Origin of the sequence: Pseudomonas fluorescens Q2-87 (assembly GCF_000281895.1) — a bacterium.
GTDB classification, from domain to species: Bacteria; Pseudomonadota; Gammaproteobacteria; order Pseudomonadales; family Pseudomonadaceae; genus Aquipseudomonas; species Aquipseudomonas fluorescens_S.
Genome location: NZ_CM001558.1, coordinates 1,816,675 through 1,835,193, shown reverse-complemented (window position 1 = coordinate 1,835,193; position 18,519 = coordinate 1,816,675). Strand labels below are relative to the sequence as shown.

The 18,519-nt window shown below is 63.0% G+C and carries 4 protein-coding genes (1 of these 4 only partly in view); 1 reads left to right on the top strand and 3 read right to left on the bottom strand.

Translation table 11 applies throughout. From position 1 onward, the window contains the following. The first annotated feature begins 33 nt into the window (after positions 1-33). Complete coding sequence (locus PFLQ2_RS19370) at positions 34-4,179, top strand: non-ribosomal peptide synthetase (RefSeq protein ID WP_003179646.1); 4,146 nt, start codon at positions 34-36, stop codon at positions 4,177-4,179. A 205-nt stretch (positions 4,180-4,384) separates the two neighbouring features. Here the strand turns inward: PFLQ2_RS19370 and PFLQ2_RS19375 are convergent, their stop codons facing one another. The 3 genes from PFLQ2_RS19375 to PFLQ2_RS19385 all read right to left on the bottom strand — a co-directional run. After that, positions 4,385-6,853: a TonB-dependent siderophore receptor gene (locus PFLQ2_RS19375; RefSeq protein WP_003179642.1), complete on the bottom strand. Its 2,469-nt coding sequence runs from the start codon at positions 6,851-6,853 to the stop codon at positions 4,385-4,387. A 528-nt stretch (positions 6,854-7,381) separates the two neighbouring features. Next, positions 7,382-10,606, bottom strand: coding sequence for a non-ribosomal peptide synthetase (locus PFLQ2_RS19380; RefSeq protein WP_003179641.1), 3,225 nt, complete (start codon positions 10,604-10,606; stop codon positions 7,382-7,384). After that, positions 10,603-18,519 carry the 3' portion of a non-ribosomal peptide synthase/polyketide synthase gene (locus tag PFLQ2_RS19385; protein ID WP_003179640.1) on the bottom strand. The gene runs 5,616 nt beyond the window's last position, so the window shows 7,917 of its 13,533 coding nt (coding positions 5,617-13,533); the start codon falls outside the window, past its right edge; its stop codon occupies positions 10,603-10,605. Before PFLQ2_RS19385 ends, PFLQ2_RS19380 begins: the two co-directional genes overlap by 4 nt.

Here is an 18,519-nt window from a genome sequence, read left to right as displayed (position 1 = left end):
GCCCGATGCAATGCTGTTTACCGCGAGAACACCATGAACGAATTGCTAGATGATGATCTGCTGACGCTGCTGCTCGATGAGGTTGCTGGCGACTTGCACGCCAGCACCCACCGTAGCCGGCTCGACCGCGCCCCCTTGTCCTTCGCCCAGCAACGCTTGTGGCTGGAGCAACAGAGAGATCCGAGCCGCTCGGCCTACAACTTGCCCCGGGCCCTGCGCCTGACCGGCGCGCTCGATGCCGATGCTCTGGAGCAGGCACTGAATCGCGTCATCGACCGCCACGACATCCTGCGCACTGCGTTCGTTGAAATCGACGGCGCCGCGAGCCAGGTGGTCGAGCGCAATGCCCAGCTCATTCTGCACCGCGAGGACCTCGGTGCACTCGATCCGCAGGCTCGGGCCGTGGCGCTGTCAGCGCGCATCGAGCGCCATGCCCGGCAACCCTTCGATCTCACCCAGGCGCCGCTGATGCGCGCAACGCTGCTCGGGCTGGGCGATGACGAACATGTGCTGTTGCTCAACATGCACCACATCGTCTCCGATGCCTGGTCCAACACGATCCTCATGCAGGACATGACCCAGGCCTATGGGCAGGCCTTGTGTGGCGATCCGTCAGCGCTGCCGCCGTTGTCCATGCAATACGCCGACTACGCGGCCCACCAGCGCGGCGCGTATTTGCAAAGCACGGCCTGCCAGCGCAGTGGCGAATACTGGCGTCGCTACCTGGGACATGACCTGCCTGCGCTGGAGCTTCCACAAGATTTTCCCCGAGCCGCGAGTCATCAACCTATGGCCGGCCGCGTGCATCTGTCGCTTGCCCCCGCAGTGTCCCAGGCCTTGGACGCGTTCTGCCAACGCCAGGGGTTGACGCCTTTCGTGGTGGCGCTGGGTGCCTGGCAATTGTTGCTGGGCCGGTACAGCAACCAGAGCGATTTCACCGTCGGCGTCCCCAACGCCAACCGCAACAGCCCTGAAAGCCAGGACCTGGTGGGTTTTTTTGTCAGCAGTCAGGTGTATCGCGCGCGAATCGACTCGACCCGCAGCGGGCTGGATTTTCTTCGGGATTTGCGCGCGCAGTCCCTCGCCGCGCTGGAACATGCCGACTACCCGCTGGAGCTGATCCTCGATCAACTGCAACGTCCTGGCGCCCAGGGTTCCAATCCGCTGTTCCAGGTCTTGTTCAACTGGCGCACCTGCTCGCCCAAACCGCCAGCACCGACCCAAGGCCAACGGGTGCTGGAGTTTCTCGATACCGGAGACAGCCAAGCCAAGTTCGACCTGTCGCTGGACGTCGACTACTCACAGCAACAGATCGTGGCAACGTTCGAGTACAGCCGCGATCTTTACCAGGCAACGACCATCGAGCGCATGGCCGAGCATTGGCAAAACCTGCTGCGAGGCCTGATCGAGACGCCCGAGCGCGCACTCGGTGAACTGCCATTGCTGGGTGCCACCGAGCGTCAGCAAACCCTCAGCGACTGGAACCGCCAGCCGACCCAACTGCCCCGTGAGCGCTGCCTGCACCACTTGATCGAAAGCCATGCCGCTGCCTCGGGCGACGCGATTGCCCTGACGTTTGAAGGGCAGCACCTGAGCTACGGCGAACTCAACCGACAGGCCAACCGATTGGCCCATCGGCTGATCGAGCGAGGCGTTGGGCCCGACGTGTTGGTCGGCATCGCGGTGGAGCGCACGCCCCAGATGATCATCGGCCTGCTGGCCATTCTCAAGGCCGGCGGCGCCTACGTGCCGCTGGACCCGGCCTACCCGGCCGATCGCCTGGCATACATGATTGAGGACAGTGGCGTCACGCAGGTCCTGACCCAGGCGCATCTGCTTGAGTCGCTTGCGCTGCCCGCCGGCATGGATTGTCTGTTGCTGGATTCGGTCGATGCCGATGGCACCTGTCCCGAGCACAATCCGGATGTGCCGATGGACACTGATAACCTGGCGTACGTGATCTATACCTCAGGCTCGACCGGCAAGCCCAAGGGCACATTGCTCGCGCACCACAACGTCAACCGTTTGTTCCAGGCCACGAAGCACTGGTTCAGTTTCAACCAGCGGGATGTGTGGTGCCTGTTCCATTCCTATGCCTTCGACTTTTCCGTGTGGGAGATTTTCGGCGCCCTGCTGCATGGCGGTCGACTGGTCATCGTGCCCTACGCCGTGAGCCGTTCGCCGCAGGATTTTTATGCCCTGCTTTGCCAGGAAAACGTCACGGTGCTCAACCAGACGCCCTCGGCCTTCAAGTCGTTGTTGCAAGTCGCGTGCGAGCCTGGGCAGCCGCTTGTCCACCGACTGCGCCAGGTGATTTTTGGCGGCGAGGCGATTGACGTGCAAAGCCTGCGTCCCTGGTTTGAACGTTTCGGGGACCAGACGCCACGGTTGATCAACATGTATGGCATCACCGAAACCACCGTGCATGTCACTTGGCGGCCGCTGTCGATGAACGACCTGCACCGCGAGGCGGCGAGCCCTATCGGCGAGCCTATCGTCGACCTGTCCTGGTACTTGCTCGACGCTCATCTGAACCCGGTGCCCAAGGGTTGCATCGGTGAGCTGTATGTCGGTCGAGCCGGCCTGGCGCGCGGCTATCACCAGCGCGCCGACTTGACCGCCAGCCGCTTCATCCCCGATCCGTTCGACCCGCTGCCGGGTGGACGCCTGTATCGCACCGGCGACCTTGCCCGCTACCGCAGCGACGGCAGCATCGAATACGTCGGGCGCCTGGATCATCAGGTCAAGATCCGTGGTTTCCGCATTGAACTGGGGGAAATCCAGGCACGTCTGCAAACGCTGCCGGCAGTCCAGGATTGCGCGGTACTGACCCATGAAGGCTCGGGCGGCCTGCAACTGATCGCCTATGTGATCGCGACGCAACCGTCCACGGCCGAGTTACGCGAAAGCGTGTTGAACGCCCTCAAAGCCCAGTTGCCGGACTATATGGTGCCCAGTCACCTGCTGTTCATCGATCGCTTCCCGCTCAATACCAATGGCAAGCTCGACCGCAAGGCCTTGCCAGAACCTGATGCCGGCCTTTGGCATGGCCAATACGTCGCGCCGCGCACCCCGTTGGAAGAAGCCCTGGCGCAGCTCTGGCAGCATTCGCTCAGGGTTGAGCGCGTGAGCATCGATGACAGCTTCTTTGAATTGGGCGGCCATTCGATCCTCGCCATCGAGCTGATTGCCAACCTCAAGGCGCGCCTGAATATCACCGTGCGGCTGCAAGAACTGCTGGCCAACCCGAGCATCGCCGAACTGGCGCTGTTCATTTCGCACAAGCACCGGGAGCAGACTCAATGCCTGGTCGAATTGAACAACGCCCCCGCCACCGCACCGCAGCTATTTTGCCTGCACCCCAGCGGGGGCATCGTGTTCTGCTACCAGCCACTGGCACGCAAACTCCAACACCGTGCGCGCACGTTTGGCGTCATGCATCGCGGCTTCAGCGAACCCCATGCAGGGCCCGAAGCCTGGGGCGAGATGATCGCCGATTACAGCCAGGAAATCGTCAAGGCCCAGCCCCAAGGCCCGTATTGCCTGATGGGTTGGTCCTTGGGCGGCGCCATTGCCATGGATATCGCCACCACGCTGGAAAGCCAGGGCCACACCGTGAGCTTCCTCGGTCTGGTGGACAGCACGATTCCGGAACACCTTTACCCGGCGACCTTGCCGCGCCATCGGCATTTGCCAAGCCTGGAAACAGCCGACCCGGCGTCCCAGGACCTGATCGAAGCCATCGAATACTTCGACCTGCTGTTTCCTACCCTCACCGAGCGCACGGCGGCTTACCGGCAACAGCACCCCGACAGCACGGTCCAGGCATTCCATGAATGGGCCGCCAGCCAGATCGAGCCGGGGCGAGGCGACTTGCTGTCGATCGTGCAGAGCGTCAAGGATGAGGTCATGAATGCCCAGGCGTTTTCGGTGCATGACCGGTTGTTGGAGGCCTTCGATGGGTTCACTTTCAAGCCGGTACGGGTACGTCCGAGCTGCTGGTGGACACAGGCGGAAAAGACCCCGGAGGAGTTGGCTTTTTGCGAAGGGTTGATTAAAGAACACAGTTTGACGGGGGAGCTGCAATGCTCGGTGTATTCGCCGTTGCGTCATCGCAGCATGATCTTCGACGATGGATTGCTTGATTCGCTGGTCGAGGTCTTTCTGGGCTGTAAGTAGCGTCAGGCACGGTCATTGTGGCGAGGGAGCTTGCTCCCGCTGGGCTGCGCAGCAGCCCTTTTTTGTGAGCGCTTCGCACTCAAGCGGGAGCAAGCTCCCTCGCCACAGGTTTCGCGTTTCCTCAGGAGCTGGCTGGAAGGCCTGGCAAATCCCATAAAAAAACCGACCCGCACAAGGCGGGTCGGTTTTTTTGTGCGTACGTGAATCAGAACTGCGGGGTGTACTTCACGCTGAACATCACATTACGCGGATCACCAAAGTTGTTGTTGCCATTGAGCTGGTTGTAACCCGGGGCAATGTAGGTCTTATCGAACAGGTTATTCAGGTTGACCGCCAGATCGATCTCCGACGTCATCCGATAGCCGACACGAGCGTTCCAAACGGTGTAACCCGGAACCTCGCGATCATAGTCGTAGACCATCGTGTGGCTTTGGGTGGTGAAGCCCAGGCCGGTGCTGACACGGTTCCAGTCGCCGGTGAACTGGTAGTTGCCCCACACCCGCAGCATGTGTTTCGGCGTCCAGGTGCTGAAGACACTGCCTTCATTGCTCGGATCTTTCAGGTACTTGGTGGTGTTGTAGGTATAGCCCGCGAACAGCTGCAGGTTATCTATCACTTCACCACTGATTTCGGCCTCGATCCCCTGACTACGCACTTTGCCCGAAGCAGCGGAGCAGTTCACGCCCGTGCAGCTGGCGACGGGGATGGCACGGTTCTCCTGGTCGTAACGGAAGACAGCCATGGAGGTATTGACCCGACCGTCCATCAGCTCGCCCTTGAGGCCGACTTCGTAGTTGGTGCCGACGATTGGCTTGAGCACCGAACCGCTGGTATCGAGGTTGGTTTGCGGCTGGAATACGTCGGTGTAGCTGGCATACACCGCCCATTCACGGCTCAGGTCATAAATGATACCGCCGTAGGGCGTAACCACGCCGGTCTCGGTGGCGGTGCTCGGTGCATTGCCGGTGATACCGCTCGCCGTCTGGGTTTTCGATTTGTAGCTGAAGTCGTACCAGCTGACGCGCGAACCCAGCACCAGCGTCAGGTCGTCGACCGGTTTGACGCGCCAGGTGCCGTACACGCCTTTCTGGCGAATGTCGTATTTACTGAGGGTGCCCCGCCCGTTCGAGGCGTTGACCAAGCTGTCGTAGCTGACCTCCGGCCGATTATTATTCAGGTCGAAGATCGAGTCGCTGCTGTTGTTGAACGTGCGGGCATATTTATCGTCCGTCTCCAGTTGGGAGAAGTTGCTGCCCAGCATGACTTCCTGTTGCATCGACAAGGCTTCGAATTTGCCGGACAGGTTCATGTCCAGGCCAACCTTGGTGGATTGGAAATCGGTCACGAAGTCGGCGTATTGCACACCCGTGCCATTCGGGTTGAGGCCCACGCTGCCATTTTGCGTTCGCTGGTTTTTCGCCTGGTTGTCTTCGGACATATGCACAGCGCCAACCTTGAAGGCCCAATCCTCGTTGAAGCGATGCTCCAGATCGGCATAAAGGGTGGTGACGTCGATATCGGAACGGTTCCAGCGCGCGCCGGTGTAGGTCGAACGCGACACGTCCGGCATCGAGCCGTCGGCGTAGCGTGGCAGGCCGCGGATGTTGCCGCGCGACTCGCCGTTGGACTGGCTGACGGCGAAGCCCAGAGTGGTGTCTTCGCTCAGGTCGACGTCCAGCGCGCCGTACATCGAGTGGGTTTTGTTCCACGTATGGTCAACGAAGGAATTGCTCTGGTCTTCGTCGAGGACGACACGACCGCGAATGTTGCCGGCGTCGTTCAGCGGGCCGCCAGCGTCCAATTGCAGGCCGTAGTGATCCCACGAGCCAGCCTTGCCGGTCAGGGTCACGGTCGGTGCGCTCTGGCCACGCTTGCGCACCAGGTTGACGGCGCCACCAGGGCTGCCCGTGCCTTGCAGCAGGCCGGAGGCGCCGCGCATGACTTCCAGGCGGTCGAAGAAAATCAGGTCCTGGGTCGCCCAGTTGCCCAGCGAATAGGTATTGCGCGGGATCGGCACACCGTCGTATTGCCAGTCATCGATCTGGAAACCGCGGGAAGACAGGATCATGCCCTGGCCGACGCCCTGCAGGCCGACGATGCCGGTGGTCTGGTTGACCGCGTCCTTGAGGCTGACCAGGTTCTGATCGTCCATCTGCTTGCGCGTCATCACGGTGATCGACTGGGGAATTTCCTTGAGGGTGTGGGTGCCCTTGCCGATGGTCACGGCGTTACTGGTGTATGAGTGGCTGCCTTCGGTCGTCGCGTCCAATTGCTGTGCGTTGATGGTGGTCGCGCCCAACTCCATGCCGGTGGTGGCGGAGCCCCGCACCAGCATGATAGTGCTGCCTTCGAGGCTGTAGCGCACGCCGGTGCCCTTGAGCAATTCGGCGATGGCCGCCTGCGGGCTCATCTTGCCGCTGACGCGGGTGCTTTTCAGTCCGGCCATATCGGCGGCGTTGTAGATCACTTGCTGGTTGGTCTGCTGGCCGAACGCTTGCAATGCCTGCGGTAGCGATTGCGCAGGAATGTCGATGCTGACATCTTCAGCCATCACCTGGGCGCTGAGTGGCATTACGCAGACCAACCCCAAACCGGTCAACACCCGACGCGAACGCAGGCCGCGGGACATGACGAGTGCCTTGAACAGCGGTTTCAACTCATGAATTGCCGACATCGTGCTCTCTATTATTGGTAGAAGTGAAAGTCCATGGGGCCAAATGGCCCGCCGCTCGCCCGCACAAGTGAACCCGCGCTGTCGATTGCCTCACGGCAATGCGCCAGTGCATGGCCGACCGGCCCCTCCCCGGGCACGGTCATCCGGCTGGACGACGACAAAGTTTTTGCTGGACGCATCCGGCGCCTGGGCAGCCCTGCCCGACCCGATTTGCCCACATACCTTTGTAAGACGCAGCACCGGTATGAAACCGGAATGAGTTTATTTATCATTCGCGTAAAAAGTTAAAAAAGGCCGGCGCTGATGGGCGCCGGCTTTTTTAATGAACACCGCCAATACCAAAGCTGTGAACACTCGTGTGGCGAGGGAGCTTGCTCCCGCTGGGCTGCGCAGCAGCCCCAAAAGCCCTCACGCGGTGAGCCAGACAAATAGCGGCAGCCGGTTTCAGGACTGCTGCGCAGCCCAGCGGGAGCAAGCTCCCTCGCCACAGGGTTCTGCTTGGTTTTTAAGATTTGACCCGCCTCTGAATCAGCCCAGCGGCGCCGCCCTGGCGGCTTGCAACTGCCGAGCCTGTTCGGCCAGCAGGGCTTTTTCCTCTGGGCTCATCGCTTCCATGCGCAAGCGCACCTGGGCGATTTTTTCCAGTTGCCCCGGGCTGCTCTCCACCGCTCGCAAGGCCTGGGCCAGCGAGGCCACGGTCGGATGATCAAAAACCAGTCCCGGATGAATGTCGCACTGCAACAACTTGCGAATACCGGCCACCAACTTGATCACCAACAACGAATGCCCACCGGCGGCGAAGAAGTCGCGGTCAATGCCCAGTCGGTCTTGCCCCAGCAACTGTGCCATGCGCGCGGCGAGCAATTGTTCCAGCGCATCGCGCGGTGCGGTGTCTTCATCGTCTGCCGTCGCACTCGCCAACAGCTGCAGCGCCTTGCGATCGATCTTGCCGTTGGCCAGCCGCGGGAACTGTTCGATAAGTTGCAGGTGCTGCGGCAGCATCACACTGGGCAAGCGGGCGCTCAGCTCGGCTCGCGCGGCGTCAAGCAAGCCCGCCGACGTGCCTTGCTGCGCCACGATAAACGCCAACAACCCCTGCTCGGCCGCCGCAGCCGGCAGCACCAGCGCTTCGGCAACCTGTGGCACGCGCAGGAGCTCGGCCTCGATCTCCGCCAATTCGATCCGGAACCCGCGCACCTTCACCTGCTGATCGCGCCGGCCGTGCAGCTGGATCGCTCCGTCCGGGCGATAGCGCGCCAGGTCGCCGCTGCGATAGAGACGTTGGGCCGGATCAAACGGACTCCGGATGAACGCTTGCCCCTCGGTGTCGACATTCACATAGCCCCGGCATACCTGGGCACCGCCCAGGTACACCTCACCCAGCATGCCCACCGGTGCCAAACGCAGATCGGCGTCAAGCACGTAGACCTGGTTGTTGCCCAGCACCTGGGTCAGCGCCGAACAATCGTCGGCAGTACCGTCCAGTGCCAAGGGATGGATCATCACCCCGACCGTGGCTTCGGTCGGCCCGTAGTGGTTGAACACCTGGCAATCGCTGCGCAGCCGGGCGATGCGTTCGATCAACGGCCCGGCGATTGGCTCGCCACCCAGCACCAGCGTACGCGGCAGGGTCGCCCGCTCACTGTCCAGCAGCGCCGCGAGGTGCGACGGCACGATCTTCAGGCAGTCGATCTGGTGCTGGTGCAGGTAGTCGGCAAACAACGCGCCGTCCTGCATCTGTTCATCGCTGGCCACGTGCAAGGTCACGCCATTGAACAACCCGCCAAACAAGGTGGTGTTGCCCAAGTCCGCCGCCACGGTAGAGGTAAAACCGACGTGTTTGCACCACTCAAGCCCCAGCGCCTGGCTGACCTGGGCGGTGTAGTTGAGCAACTGCCGATGCTCGATCACCACGCCCTTGGGCACACCGGTGGAGCCGGAGGTAAACAACACATAGGCAATGTCGTTGCCCTGAGTGACAAGAGGCGGCAACGACGCAGCCGACTGACTGAGCCCTGCAACAGTCAATACCTTGTATGGCTGATCGTGCCAGGCCGGCAGCTGCGCCGCATCAGTCAGCAACACAGCGGCGCCGGCCTGCTCCAGCATCAACGCCTGACGCGCCTGGGGCCACTGCACATCGAGGGGCAGATACGCCGCCCCGATGCGCCAGCTCGCCAACATGGCAATCACCAGTTCCGCCGAACGCGGCAACGCCAGCGCGACAATCGACCCGGCGCCCAGCCCTTGGTCCTGGAGGCCCTGGGCCACGCTGTCGACCCGCGCTTGCAACTGGCCATAGCTCAACTGCTGGTCGGCGTCAGTCAGGGCAATGGCGTCCGGCGTATGGATCGCCCAGTCGGCGATGCGTTGCGGCAAATAACGACTGTCCGCCAGCGCCTGCACCGGCGGGTTGATCGCCAGCGAGCGCTGTTTCTCGGCGCTGCCCAGCAGGTTGAGCTGTGCCAGTTGAGCATGCGGTGCCGCAAGGATCGACGCCAACAGCACGCCGTATTGCTCCAGCACGGCGTTGATGGACGCTCGCGAATAACGCGAACTGGCGTAATGCACATTGAACGCAGCAGGCTGCTGGACACCGTCCAATTGGACCTGCAACAAGCACTCGAACCCATCGACCTGAACAGGCGCCGACGCGGCCCAGTTCAGACCGCCACTGGCCTGGGTATGGCTCGCCTCGGCCATCGTAAAGCCATAGGCCGGACGCGCCGCGTCAGGGCTCAATTCCGGCGTCCAGTATTCCTGCCAGGTGCGGTGATCATCGAGGCGAGCCGCCAGGGTGCCCAGCCATTCGCTGAAGGATGCAACGGCGGGCAAGGCAACGCACAGCGGCAGGTTTTTTTCGAACACCCCCACGGCATTGGCGAAATAGTCGTAGTCGCCGCGACTGTCATGGCGCACGCCGACCAGCGCCTGTTCACCCCCGCTCAAGCGTCCCAGCAACACCCACCAGGCGCCTTGCAGCAACGTGGCAAGGGGCTGGCCGAGCTGCTCGGCCAGGCGTTGCAACGCGTCGCGCTGCGCCGGTTCCAGCGCCAGCGATACGCACGAGTCGGCGACCGTTGCCTCATGGCCAGCACTGCGCGCGGCCAACCACGGCGTGGCGATGTCCGCCTGCACATTCTGCAAGTGCTCCCGCCAATAGGTCTGCGCGGTGCCGGCGTCTTCATCCAGCACCACTTCACTGCGCCATTCCAGGTACTGGGCAAACTCCCCTGGCACTTCGTCCTCCGACGCCTGTGCCCCGGCATAGGCTTGCTGGAGCTGTTCGAGCAATACATTCAGCGATTGCCCATCGACGCTGAAGCGGGCGATGCCCAGCACCAACTGCCATTGCCTTGGCCCCAGTCGATAAAGCACGGCCTGGACGCTTGCCGATTCGCCGAGCACAAAAGCGCGGTCCGTCAGTTCCTCGACCTGCGCCTGGATTTCCTCGGCCCGTTGCGCCTGCGCCTGGACCGTCAGCGGAAAGTGCCCGAAGCCGGCGGCGGCCTGGCGCAACCCGTGGAAACCGGCAACCTTGCCCAACCGCGCCAGCAGCATCGGCTGCTGCGCCAGTAGCGTATCGAACGCCACCTGCAAACGCTGCGGGTCGAGGTCGCCGTCGATGACCACATGCAACCAGCGCAATGCCTCGCCACACGTCGCCGTGTTCGACAGTTGCTCAAGCGCTGTTTGTTGCTCGGGTGTCAGGGCGAAGCCCGGATCGTTCGCGTCCATGGTGACCTCGTTCATGCTCCGGCTTCCTCGGTAGTGGGTGCATCTTGGGCGGTGTGCCGGGCGGCAGGCACGCGTTCAAGGCTGCTGTGGTCGTACATATCGCCCATGGCGACCACGATCTTGCGGGGCCCCTCGAACGGGTCACGGGCGTGGGCCACCAGCATGTTGTCCAGCAGGATCACGTCGCCCTTGTGCCAGTCGAAACGCACCGCGCAGGCTTCGTACAACTGGCCGATGCGCTCCATGACCTCGTCTTCAATCGGGGTACCGTCGCCGTAATAGACATGGCGGGGCATCCGCTCCAGGCCGAACATCGACAACAGGTCCTCGCGCACATCCGGCTCCAGCCAATGGATGTGGTGCAGTTGCACCTGGTTGAAGAATGATTTTTCGCCAGTGATCGGGTGCGTGATGATCGCGGGCCCCGGCGTACGGGTTTGCAGCTCGTCGTTATCGAGCCAACGCCACTGGATGCCACCCGCCCGGCAACGCGCCTCCACTTCGCGGCGATCTTCAGTCTTGAAGAAGTGCTGCCACGACACGTCGAGCTTGGCGGTGAAGGTGCGCACGTAGAGCAGGCCTTTGTCCTCGAACTTCTCGCGAAGGTCCGCCGGCAGTTTCTCGTACATCAAGCGGCAATCCACCACCGGAGTCGCGCCGCCCACGGGCGCGGCTTGCTCGCAATAGAACATCTGCTTGCGCGGCCAACGGTCCTGGTGGGAGCTCTCGTTGTGGAACAGGATCATCTTGCGCTCCGGGTACGGCGTGGAGCGGTAGGTATTCTTGCCCCCTTCCTTCTTCGGCAGGTCGCCGTACTGACCATAAAGCCCGGGCTGTATCGCTTCGGCGAAGGCTTCAAAACCCTGGATACCGTCCAGCTCGAAACCGCGAAACAGGATGCCCGCGTGTTCGGCGAGCTTTTGCTCAATGAACCCACGGTTCTGCTGGATCCACTCGATGACGTCCAGGTGCGGCTCGCCCGGTTCCAGCATCAACGGAAAGCGTTGCGGCGCGGCCACCAGCGATTCGCGCACCCGCGCTGGACGAGGCCCGGCGGCCGGTGTCGCGGCGCGCTTGAGGAACTTGCCCAGTTTGTCGGCCTTGGGCCCGGGGACGGTGGCAGGCGTGACGGCTGCCGCCCGGTTTTCGACTGGCATGCAGATAGCTCCTAATTGAATGTCCTGATCAACGACGATCTGTTCCAACAGGGCTGTCCAGGCCTGGATCAGCTGCTGGATGCGCTCGTGTCCGAACAAGGTCGAGGCGAATTGCCAGTTACCGCGCAATTGCCCTTCTTCTTCGTCAACGAACAGTGCCATGTCGAATTTAGAATGGGTCTCCAGGGCCGGTAGCGATTCCACGCTCAAGCCCGCCATGGATCGGGTGCGCACCGGCACGTTGTTCATCACGAACAACACTTGGAGCAACGGGTTCATGCCCTTGTGCCGCGGCACGCCCGACACCTCGACAATCTGGTCGAACGGCAGGTCCTGGTGCTCCAGCGCGCCAAGCAGGTTGTCCTGGGTTTGCGCCAGGAAATCCGAGAACGCAGCGTCGGCATCAAAGCGCGAACGCAATGGCAGCACGTTGACGAAGAAGCCGATCAGGCGTTCGAGTTCAGCCTGTTCACGTCCGGCCACGTCGGCGCCAATGACCAGGTCCGCCGCGTTGCAGACTCGATGCAACAGCACCTGGAAGGACGCCAGCAACGTGCTGTACAGCGTGACACCGGCCTCGCTGGATAAGCGGCGCAACGCCTCGGTCAGCCCGCTGGACAGCTGGAATCGCAGCGCATCACCGTCATAGGACACCGTCTGCCCGCGAGGGCTGGTCAGCGGCAGGTTCAGGCGGCCGTCGTACCCGTCGAGCCGGTGCTTCCAATAGTCGGCCTGACGCGCCAGCACCCCCTGGTCCTCCAGCGCCTGTTGCCACCAGGCGAAGTCCTGGTACTGAACCTGGAGCGGTGGCAGCGGCATCGGCTTGCCCGCGAGGGACGCTTCATAGACCTGCACCAGTTCGTTGATCAACAACCCCATCGACCAGCCATCGGAGATGATGTGGTGCATCGCGTACAGCAACACATGTTCGGTCGGCCCCAGGTGCAGAATTCGCCCGCGCCACAGCGGAGCCTGTTGCAGGTCAATCGGCGTGCGCGCGTTTTCCAGCGTCGCCCGGGCCACCGCCTCCTGCTGGGCACTGGGCGAGAGGCCCGACAAATCGATCAGCGGGAAATCCTGTTCGATCTCATCGGCAATCAGCGCCACCGGATCGCCTTCGTCATCCTGGACATACGCGGTGCGTAGCACGTCATGGCGGCGCACCACGTCGGCGAAACTGCTCAGCAGATGCTCCACCGACAACGCGCCAGACAAGCGCAGCGCCAGGGGCATGCCATAGGCCGACGTGCCACCTGACAACTGTTCGGCAATCCACAAGCGCCGCTGCACCAACGACAACGGTGCCGAGCGCTGTGGCTCATGGGCCTTGAGCCGGACCCTGCGGGAATCGCTCGCCCGCACCGGCCCATCCGCGGTCCCGCCCATCAGGTTGGCCAGCGCCTTGAGCTGTGGATGATTGAACAGATCCCGCAGGCTCAGGGGATAACTCGTCAGCCCGCGCAAGCGCGAAACGGCTTGGGTCGCCAGCAATGAATGACCGCCGCGCTCGAAGAAATGATCGTTGCGACCGACCTTTTCGAGCTCCAGTACTTCCTGCCAGATGGACGCGATCTGCTGTTCCAGCTCGCCCTCGGGCATCACGAAACCGTGGGACTGGTCCGCGTCGAAACGCGGCAGCGCCTTGCGTTCGAGCTTGCCGTTCGGGCTCACCGGCATGCGCTCGAGCAGCACCCAGTGCTGCGGCACCATGTAGTCCGGCAGATGCTGGCTCACGTGGCTCTTCAACGTCTGCTCGAAGGCATGACCGACGCTGGCACCGGCGTTCAACAGCGCCGCGGATTCCGGCACCACATACCCCACCAGCACGCTACCGTCCTGGGCGATCACAACGGCTTCGCGGACCTCGGCATGTTCGGCCAGGCGCGCTTCGATCTCGCCCAGCTCGATGCGCAGGCCGCGGATTTTCACCTGATGGTCCATGCGCCCGGCGTACTCGATCACGCCATCGGCCCGGTAGCGCGCCAGGTCGCCGGTGCGGTACAGGCGCGCGCCATCACCGAACGGGCTGGTGACGAAGCGCTCAGCGGTCAACGCTGGACGACGGTGATAACCCCGCGCCAAGCCTTCACCGCCCAGGTACAGCTCGCCAGTCACTCCCACCGGCAGCGGCGACAGATTCTGGTCGAGGATAAACGTGCTCAGGTTGGCAATCGGCTGGCCAATCGGCACCGCGTCCCGGCCTTCGTCGACACAGGTCCAATGTGTCACGTCGATGGCCGCTTCGGTGGGGCCGTACAAGTTATACAAGCCGGCGGCGGGCAGTTTGGCGAACACCTGCAACTGGGCATCCACCGGCAGGGCTTCGCCACTGCAGATGATCCGCTTCAGGCCCTGGCAACGACCGACCGTAGGCTCCTGCATGAATACCTGCAGCATCGAGGGGACGAAGTGCAAGGTGCTGATCTGTTGCGCGGTAATCAGCTCGATCAACTGCGTTGGGTCGCGGTGGGCACCGGGCGGCGCCATGACCAGGGTCGAACCGGTCAGCAATGGCCAGAAGAACTCCCAGACCGACACGTCGAAACTGAACGGCGTCTTTTGCAACACCCTGTCGCTCGCCTCCAACCCATAGGCGTCCTGCATCCAGGACAGCCGATTGACCAGCGCCGAATGGCGGTTGCCCGCGCCTTTGGGTTTGCCGGTAGAGCCCGAGGTGTAAATCACGTAGGCGAGGTTCTCGCCATCGACTGCAACCACCGGATTGGCATCGCGGCGCCCGGCCAGCCAGTCGCCTGGCTGATCCAATACCAGGCTGCGCACGCCCGTCGGCACCGGCAATTGCTCCAGCAAATGACGCTGGGTCAGCAGCAAGGCGATGCCGCTGTCGTCGAACATGTAGGCCAGGCGATCCTGTGGATAGTCCGGGTCCAGCGGCACGTAGGCGCCACCGGCCTTGAGAATTGCCAACAGGCCGACGACCATTTCCACCGAGCGCTCCACGGCGATGCCCACCAGCACATCGGGCCCGACGCCGTGTTCGATCAGCACGTCGGCGAGCCGGTTGGCCTCGGCATTGAGGTCGGCGTAGCTCAACCGTTGGCTCCCAAAAACCAGCGCACAGGCCTCAGGGGTTTTACCCACCTGGGCTTCAATCAGTCGATGCACAGCGCAATCGAGCGGGTAGTCGATTGTCGTGGCGTTCCAACCCTGCTGGACCTGCTGCTGCTCAGCATCGAGCAGTGACAATTGCCCGACCAAGCGCTCGCCCCCCAGGGTCAGTTGCTCCAGCAGATGACGCAGGTGCCCGCCGATACGGATCACATCGGCCGAGGTGAAGCTGTCATGGCTGTAACTCAAGAGCAGCGACAGGGTTTCCCCCAGGTTCACCGCCAAGGTCAGCGGATAATTGGTTTGCTCGTGATTGACCACCTCGCCGAAGCGCAACGTGGCTGGCGCACCTTGTTGCAATGCCTGTGAAACCGGGTAGTTCTCGAACACAAGCAGCGTGTCGAACAGCGCCGCTCCGCCCTGCCCGGCCCAGCGCTGAATATCGAACAGCGGCGTGTGCTCGTGTTCGCGCAGGCTCAGGTTGCGGCCCTGCACCTCTTGCAGCCACTGGCCGACGGGCTGCTCTGCCTGTGGGCGGCCGATGACCGGCAAGGTATTGATGAACAGGCCGATCTGCTGCTCCACGCCCGCGATGTGCGCAGGGCGTCCGGCCACCGTGGCGCCGAAGGCAACGGTGGATTGCCCGGTGCAGCGTTGCAGCAACAATTGCCAGGCCGCTTGCACCAGCGTGTTGATCGTGACTTTCTGCTCACGGGCAAAGCGCTGCAGCCGCGCCGTGGCTTGGGCATCGAGCAGTTGCTCGTGTTCGCCGTGGCCATGGCTGGCATCGGTGCGGTTTCCCCGGGAAAACGCACCTGCCAGCAGCGTCGGCTCGTCCAGTTCGGCCAGTTGCGCCGTCCAGAATGGCTCGCTGGCCCCGGGTGCCTGGCGCGACAGCCAGTCGATGTAGTCCCGATAGCGCCCGCAGCGGCGTGCCAGGGTCTGGCCGCTGTAGCGTTGCAGCACTTCGCCGAGCAATTGAGAGTTGCTCCAGCCATCCATCAGGATGTGATGGCTGGTGTAGATCAAGTGATAACGGTCCGCTGCCACGCGCACCACCACCAGTCGCAGCAGCGGCGCAGCATCCAGTGCAAAACCCTGTTGCCGCTGCGCCAAGGCAAGGGCTTCGAGGTCTTCGTTCATCTGCGGCCTGGCGCGCCAGTCATGGGATACAAACACAACGTCCAAATGCTTGTGCACCACTTGCAAGGCGCGCTTGAAGTCACCCTCCCAGACGAAACTGCTGCGCAACACGTCATGGGCGTCCATGGCTGCTTGCCAAGCCTCGCGGAAGCGCTCGACGTCCAGCCCTTCGACGTCCACCCGCAACTGATTGATGTAGTTGCCGGCCTGCTGCTCATACAGCGTGTGGAACAGCATGCCCTGCTGCATCGGCGACAACGGGTAGATGTCCTCGACCTGTCGCGGCGCCAGCGGCAAGGCGTCCAGTTGAGCCTGGGTCAGCCCGGCCAGGGGGAAGTCCGACGGTGTGAAGCCCTGGTGCTGCGCCTGGCAGCAATGCTCGATCAAGGCCTGCAACGCTTCACCGTATTCCGTGGCCAGCGCCTGGATCGTCGACTCGTCGAACATCTGCGCGCTGAACGTCCAGTCGACACTCAACTCCCCCCCATAGACGATGCCATTGAGGGTCAACCAGTTGTCCAGCGGCGCCAGGGGGCTTTGCGCCGCGCCCGCCGATTCGCTGGCCGGAACGAACAGGCCGTCAACGTCATCGGCAAAGCCGCTGTCGAACTGTCCCAGGTAGTTGAAGGTGATCCGTGGCGCGGGCAGCTCCGCGAGGGAGCGCCGCGTCGGCTCATCGCCGAGGTAGCGCAACACGCCGAACCCGAGGCCTTTGTCGGGTATCGCCCGCAACTGCTCCTTGATGGCCTTGATCGAATCCCCAGGCTCGGCGGCGGGCGTCAACCGCACCGGGAACAGACTGGTGAACCAGCCGACGCTACGGCTCAGGTCGATGTCATCGAACAGGGCTTCGCGGCCATGGCCCTCCAACTGGATCAACGTCGAGGCGTCCCCGGTCCACCGGCCGATGACCCGGGCCAGTGCCGTCAGCAGCAAGTCGTTGACCTGGGTGCGATAGGCCGCTGGCGCGTGTTGCAGGAGCCGACGGGTCTGGGTCTGGTCCAGGCGCGTCTGCACCTGCACGCCGTGGCTGCGGCGCAATTCGCCCTCGGGCCGGTCGCAGGGCAAGTCATGGCGAGCCCCTTCAAGTTGCCCTTGCCAGTACGCCATCTGCCCTTGCAACGCCGCACTGCCAGCGTGGTTTTGCAAGCGTTGTGCCCACGCTTGGGTGGAATGGGTCTTGGCCGGCAGGTTCACGGCCTGGCCAGCGTGCAACTGCTCGTAAGCCTGTTGCAGGTCTTCCAGCAGAATGCGCCAGGACACACCGTCCACCACCAGGTGATGGATCACCAGCAACAGCCGTTGGCTGCCATCGGCGAGATTCGCCAACACCCCGCGCAACAGCGTGCCGCTTTCCGGTGCCAGGCTGCGCTGGGCCTGTTCGGCCAAGCGTTCGAGCGCCTGGGCATCGGCCACTTCGGCGGTCCACAACAGCGGCGAACGCTGCCAGGCCGCCTGCTGCTCGGCGAGGGTTTGATGTCGGGCCACCCAGGTCCCGTCTTCGCGCTTGAAGGCCAGGCGCAAGGCATCGTGATGAGCCACCAAAGCCTCCAGCGCCTGCTCCAGATGCCCGGCACGCACCGGCCGCAAACCCTTGAGCAACACTGACTGGTTCCAGTGATGCGGCTCGGTCATATCGCGTTCGAAGAACAACTGCTGGAACGGCAGCAACGGCGTATTTCCGGTCACCGGGCCTTGGTCGATGCGAGGACGGTTGTCATCCAGGACGGCCACACTGGCGAGGCCTTGGATGGTCTGGTGGACGAACAGATCCTTGGGGCTGAAATGGATGCCGGCCTGGCGGGCGCGGCTGACCACTTGAATGGAAATGATCGAGTCGCCACCGAGCTCGAAGAAGTTGTCAGCCACGCCCACTTGCGCTCGGCCGAGCACGCCGGTCCAGATATCGGCCAGTGCCTGTTCCATGGCCGTCTGCGGTGCGAGGTAAGCCTTGGGACTGGCGCTGATATCCGCCCTGGGCAACGCCTTGCGCTCCAGTTTGCCGTTGGGGCTAATCGGCATGTTTTCCAGCCACACCCAGTGCGCAGGCACCATGTAGTCGGGCAAGGACTGGCTCAAATGCGCCTTGAGGCGGCTCTGCAACGCCTGGCGAACGGCGTCTTCAGCGACCAGGATTTCAGCGCGGGCCGGCACCACGTAGGCCACCAGCAACGAAGCGCCCTGGGCGATGACCACGGTCTCGCGCACCTCGTCATGCTCGGCCAGGCGCGCTTCGATTTCACCCAGCTCGATGCGCAGGCCACGTATTTTCACTTGGTGATCGGTGCGTCCGGCGTACTCGATCACGCCATCGATGCGGTAGCGCGCCAAATCCCCGGTGCGATACAGCCGCTGACCCTGACCAAAGGGGCCCGTTACGAAACGCTCGGCCGTCAGGGCGGCGCGCCGATGGTAACCGCGGGCCAGCCCCTCGCCTCCCAGGTACAGCTCGCCGATCACGCCCACCGGCACCGGCGCCAGTTCATCGTCGAGGATGTAAGTGCTGAGGTTGGCAATCGGCTGGCCGATGGGCACGCTGTCGCGGCCTTCCTCGACGCA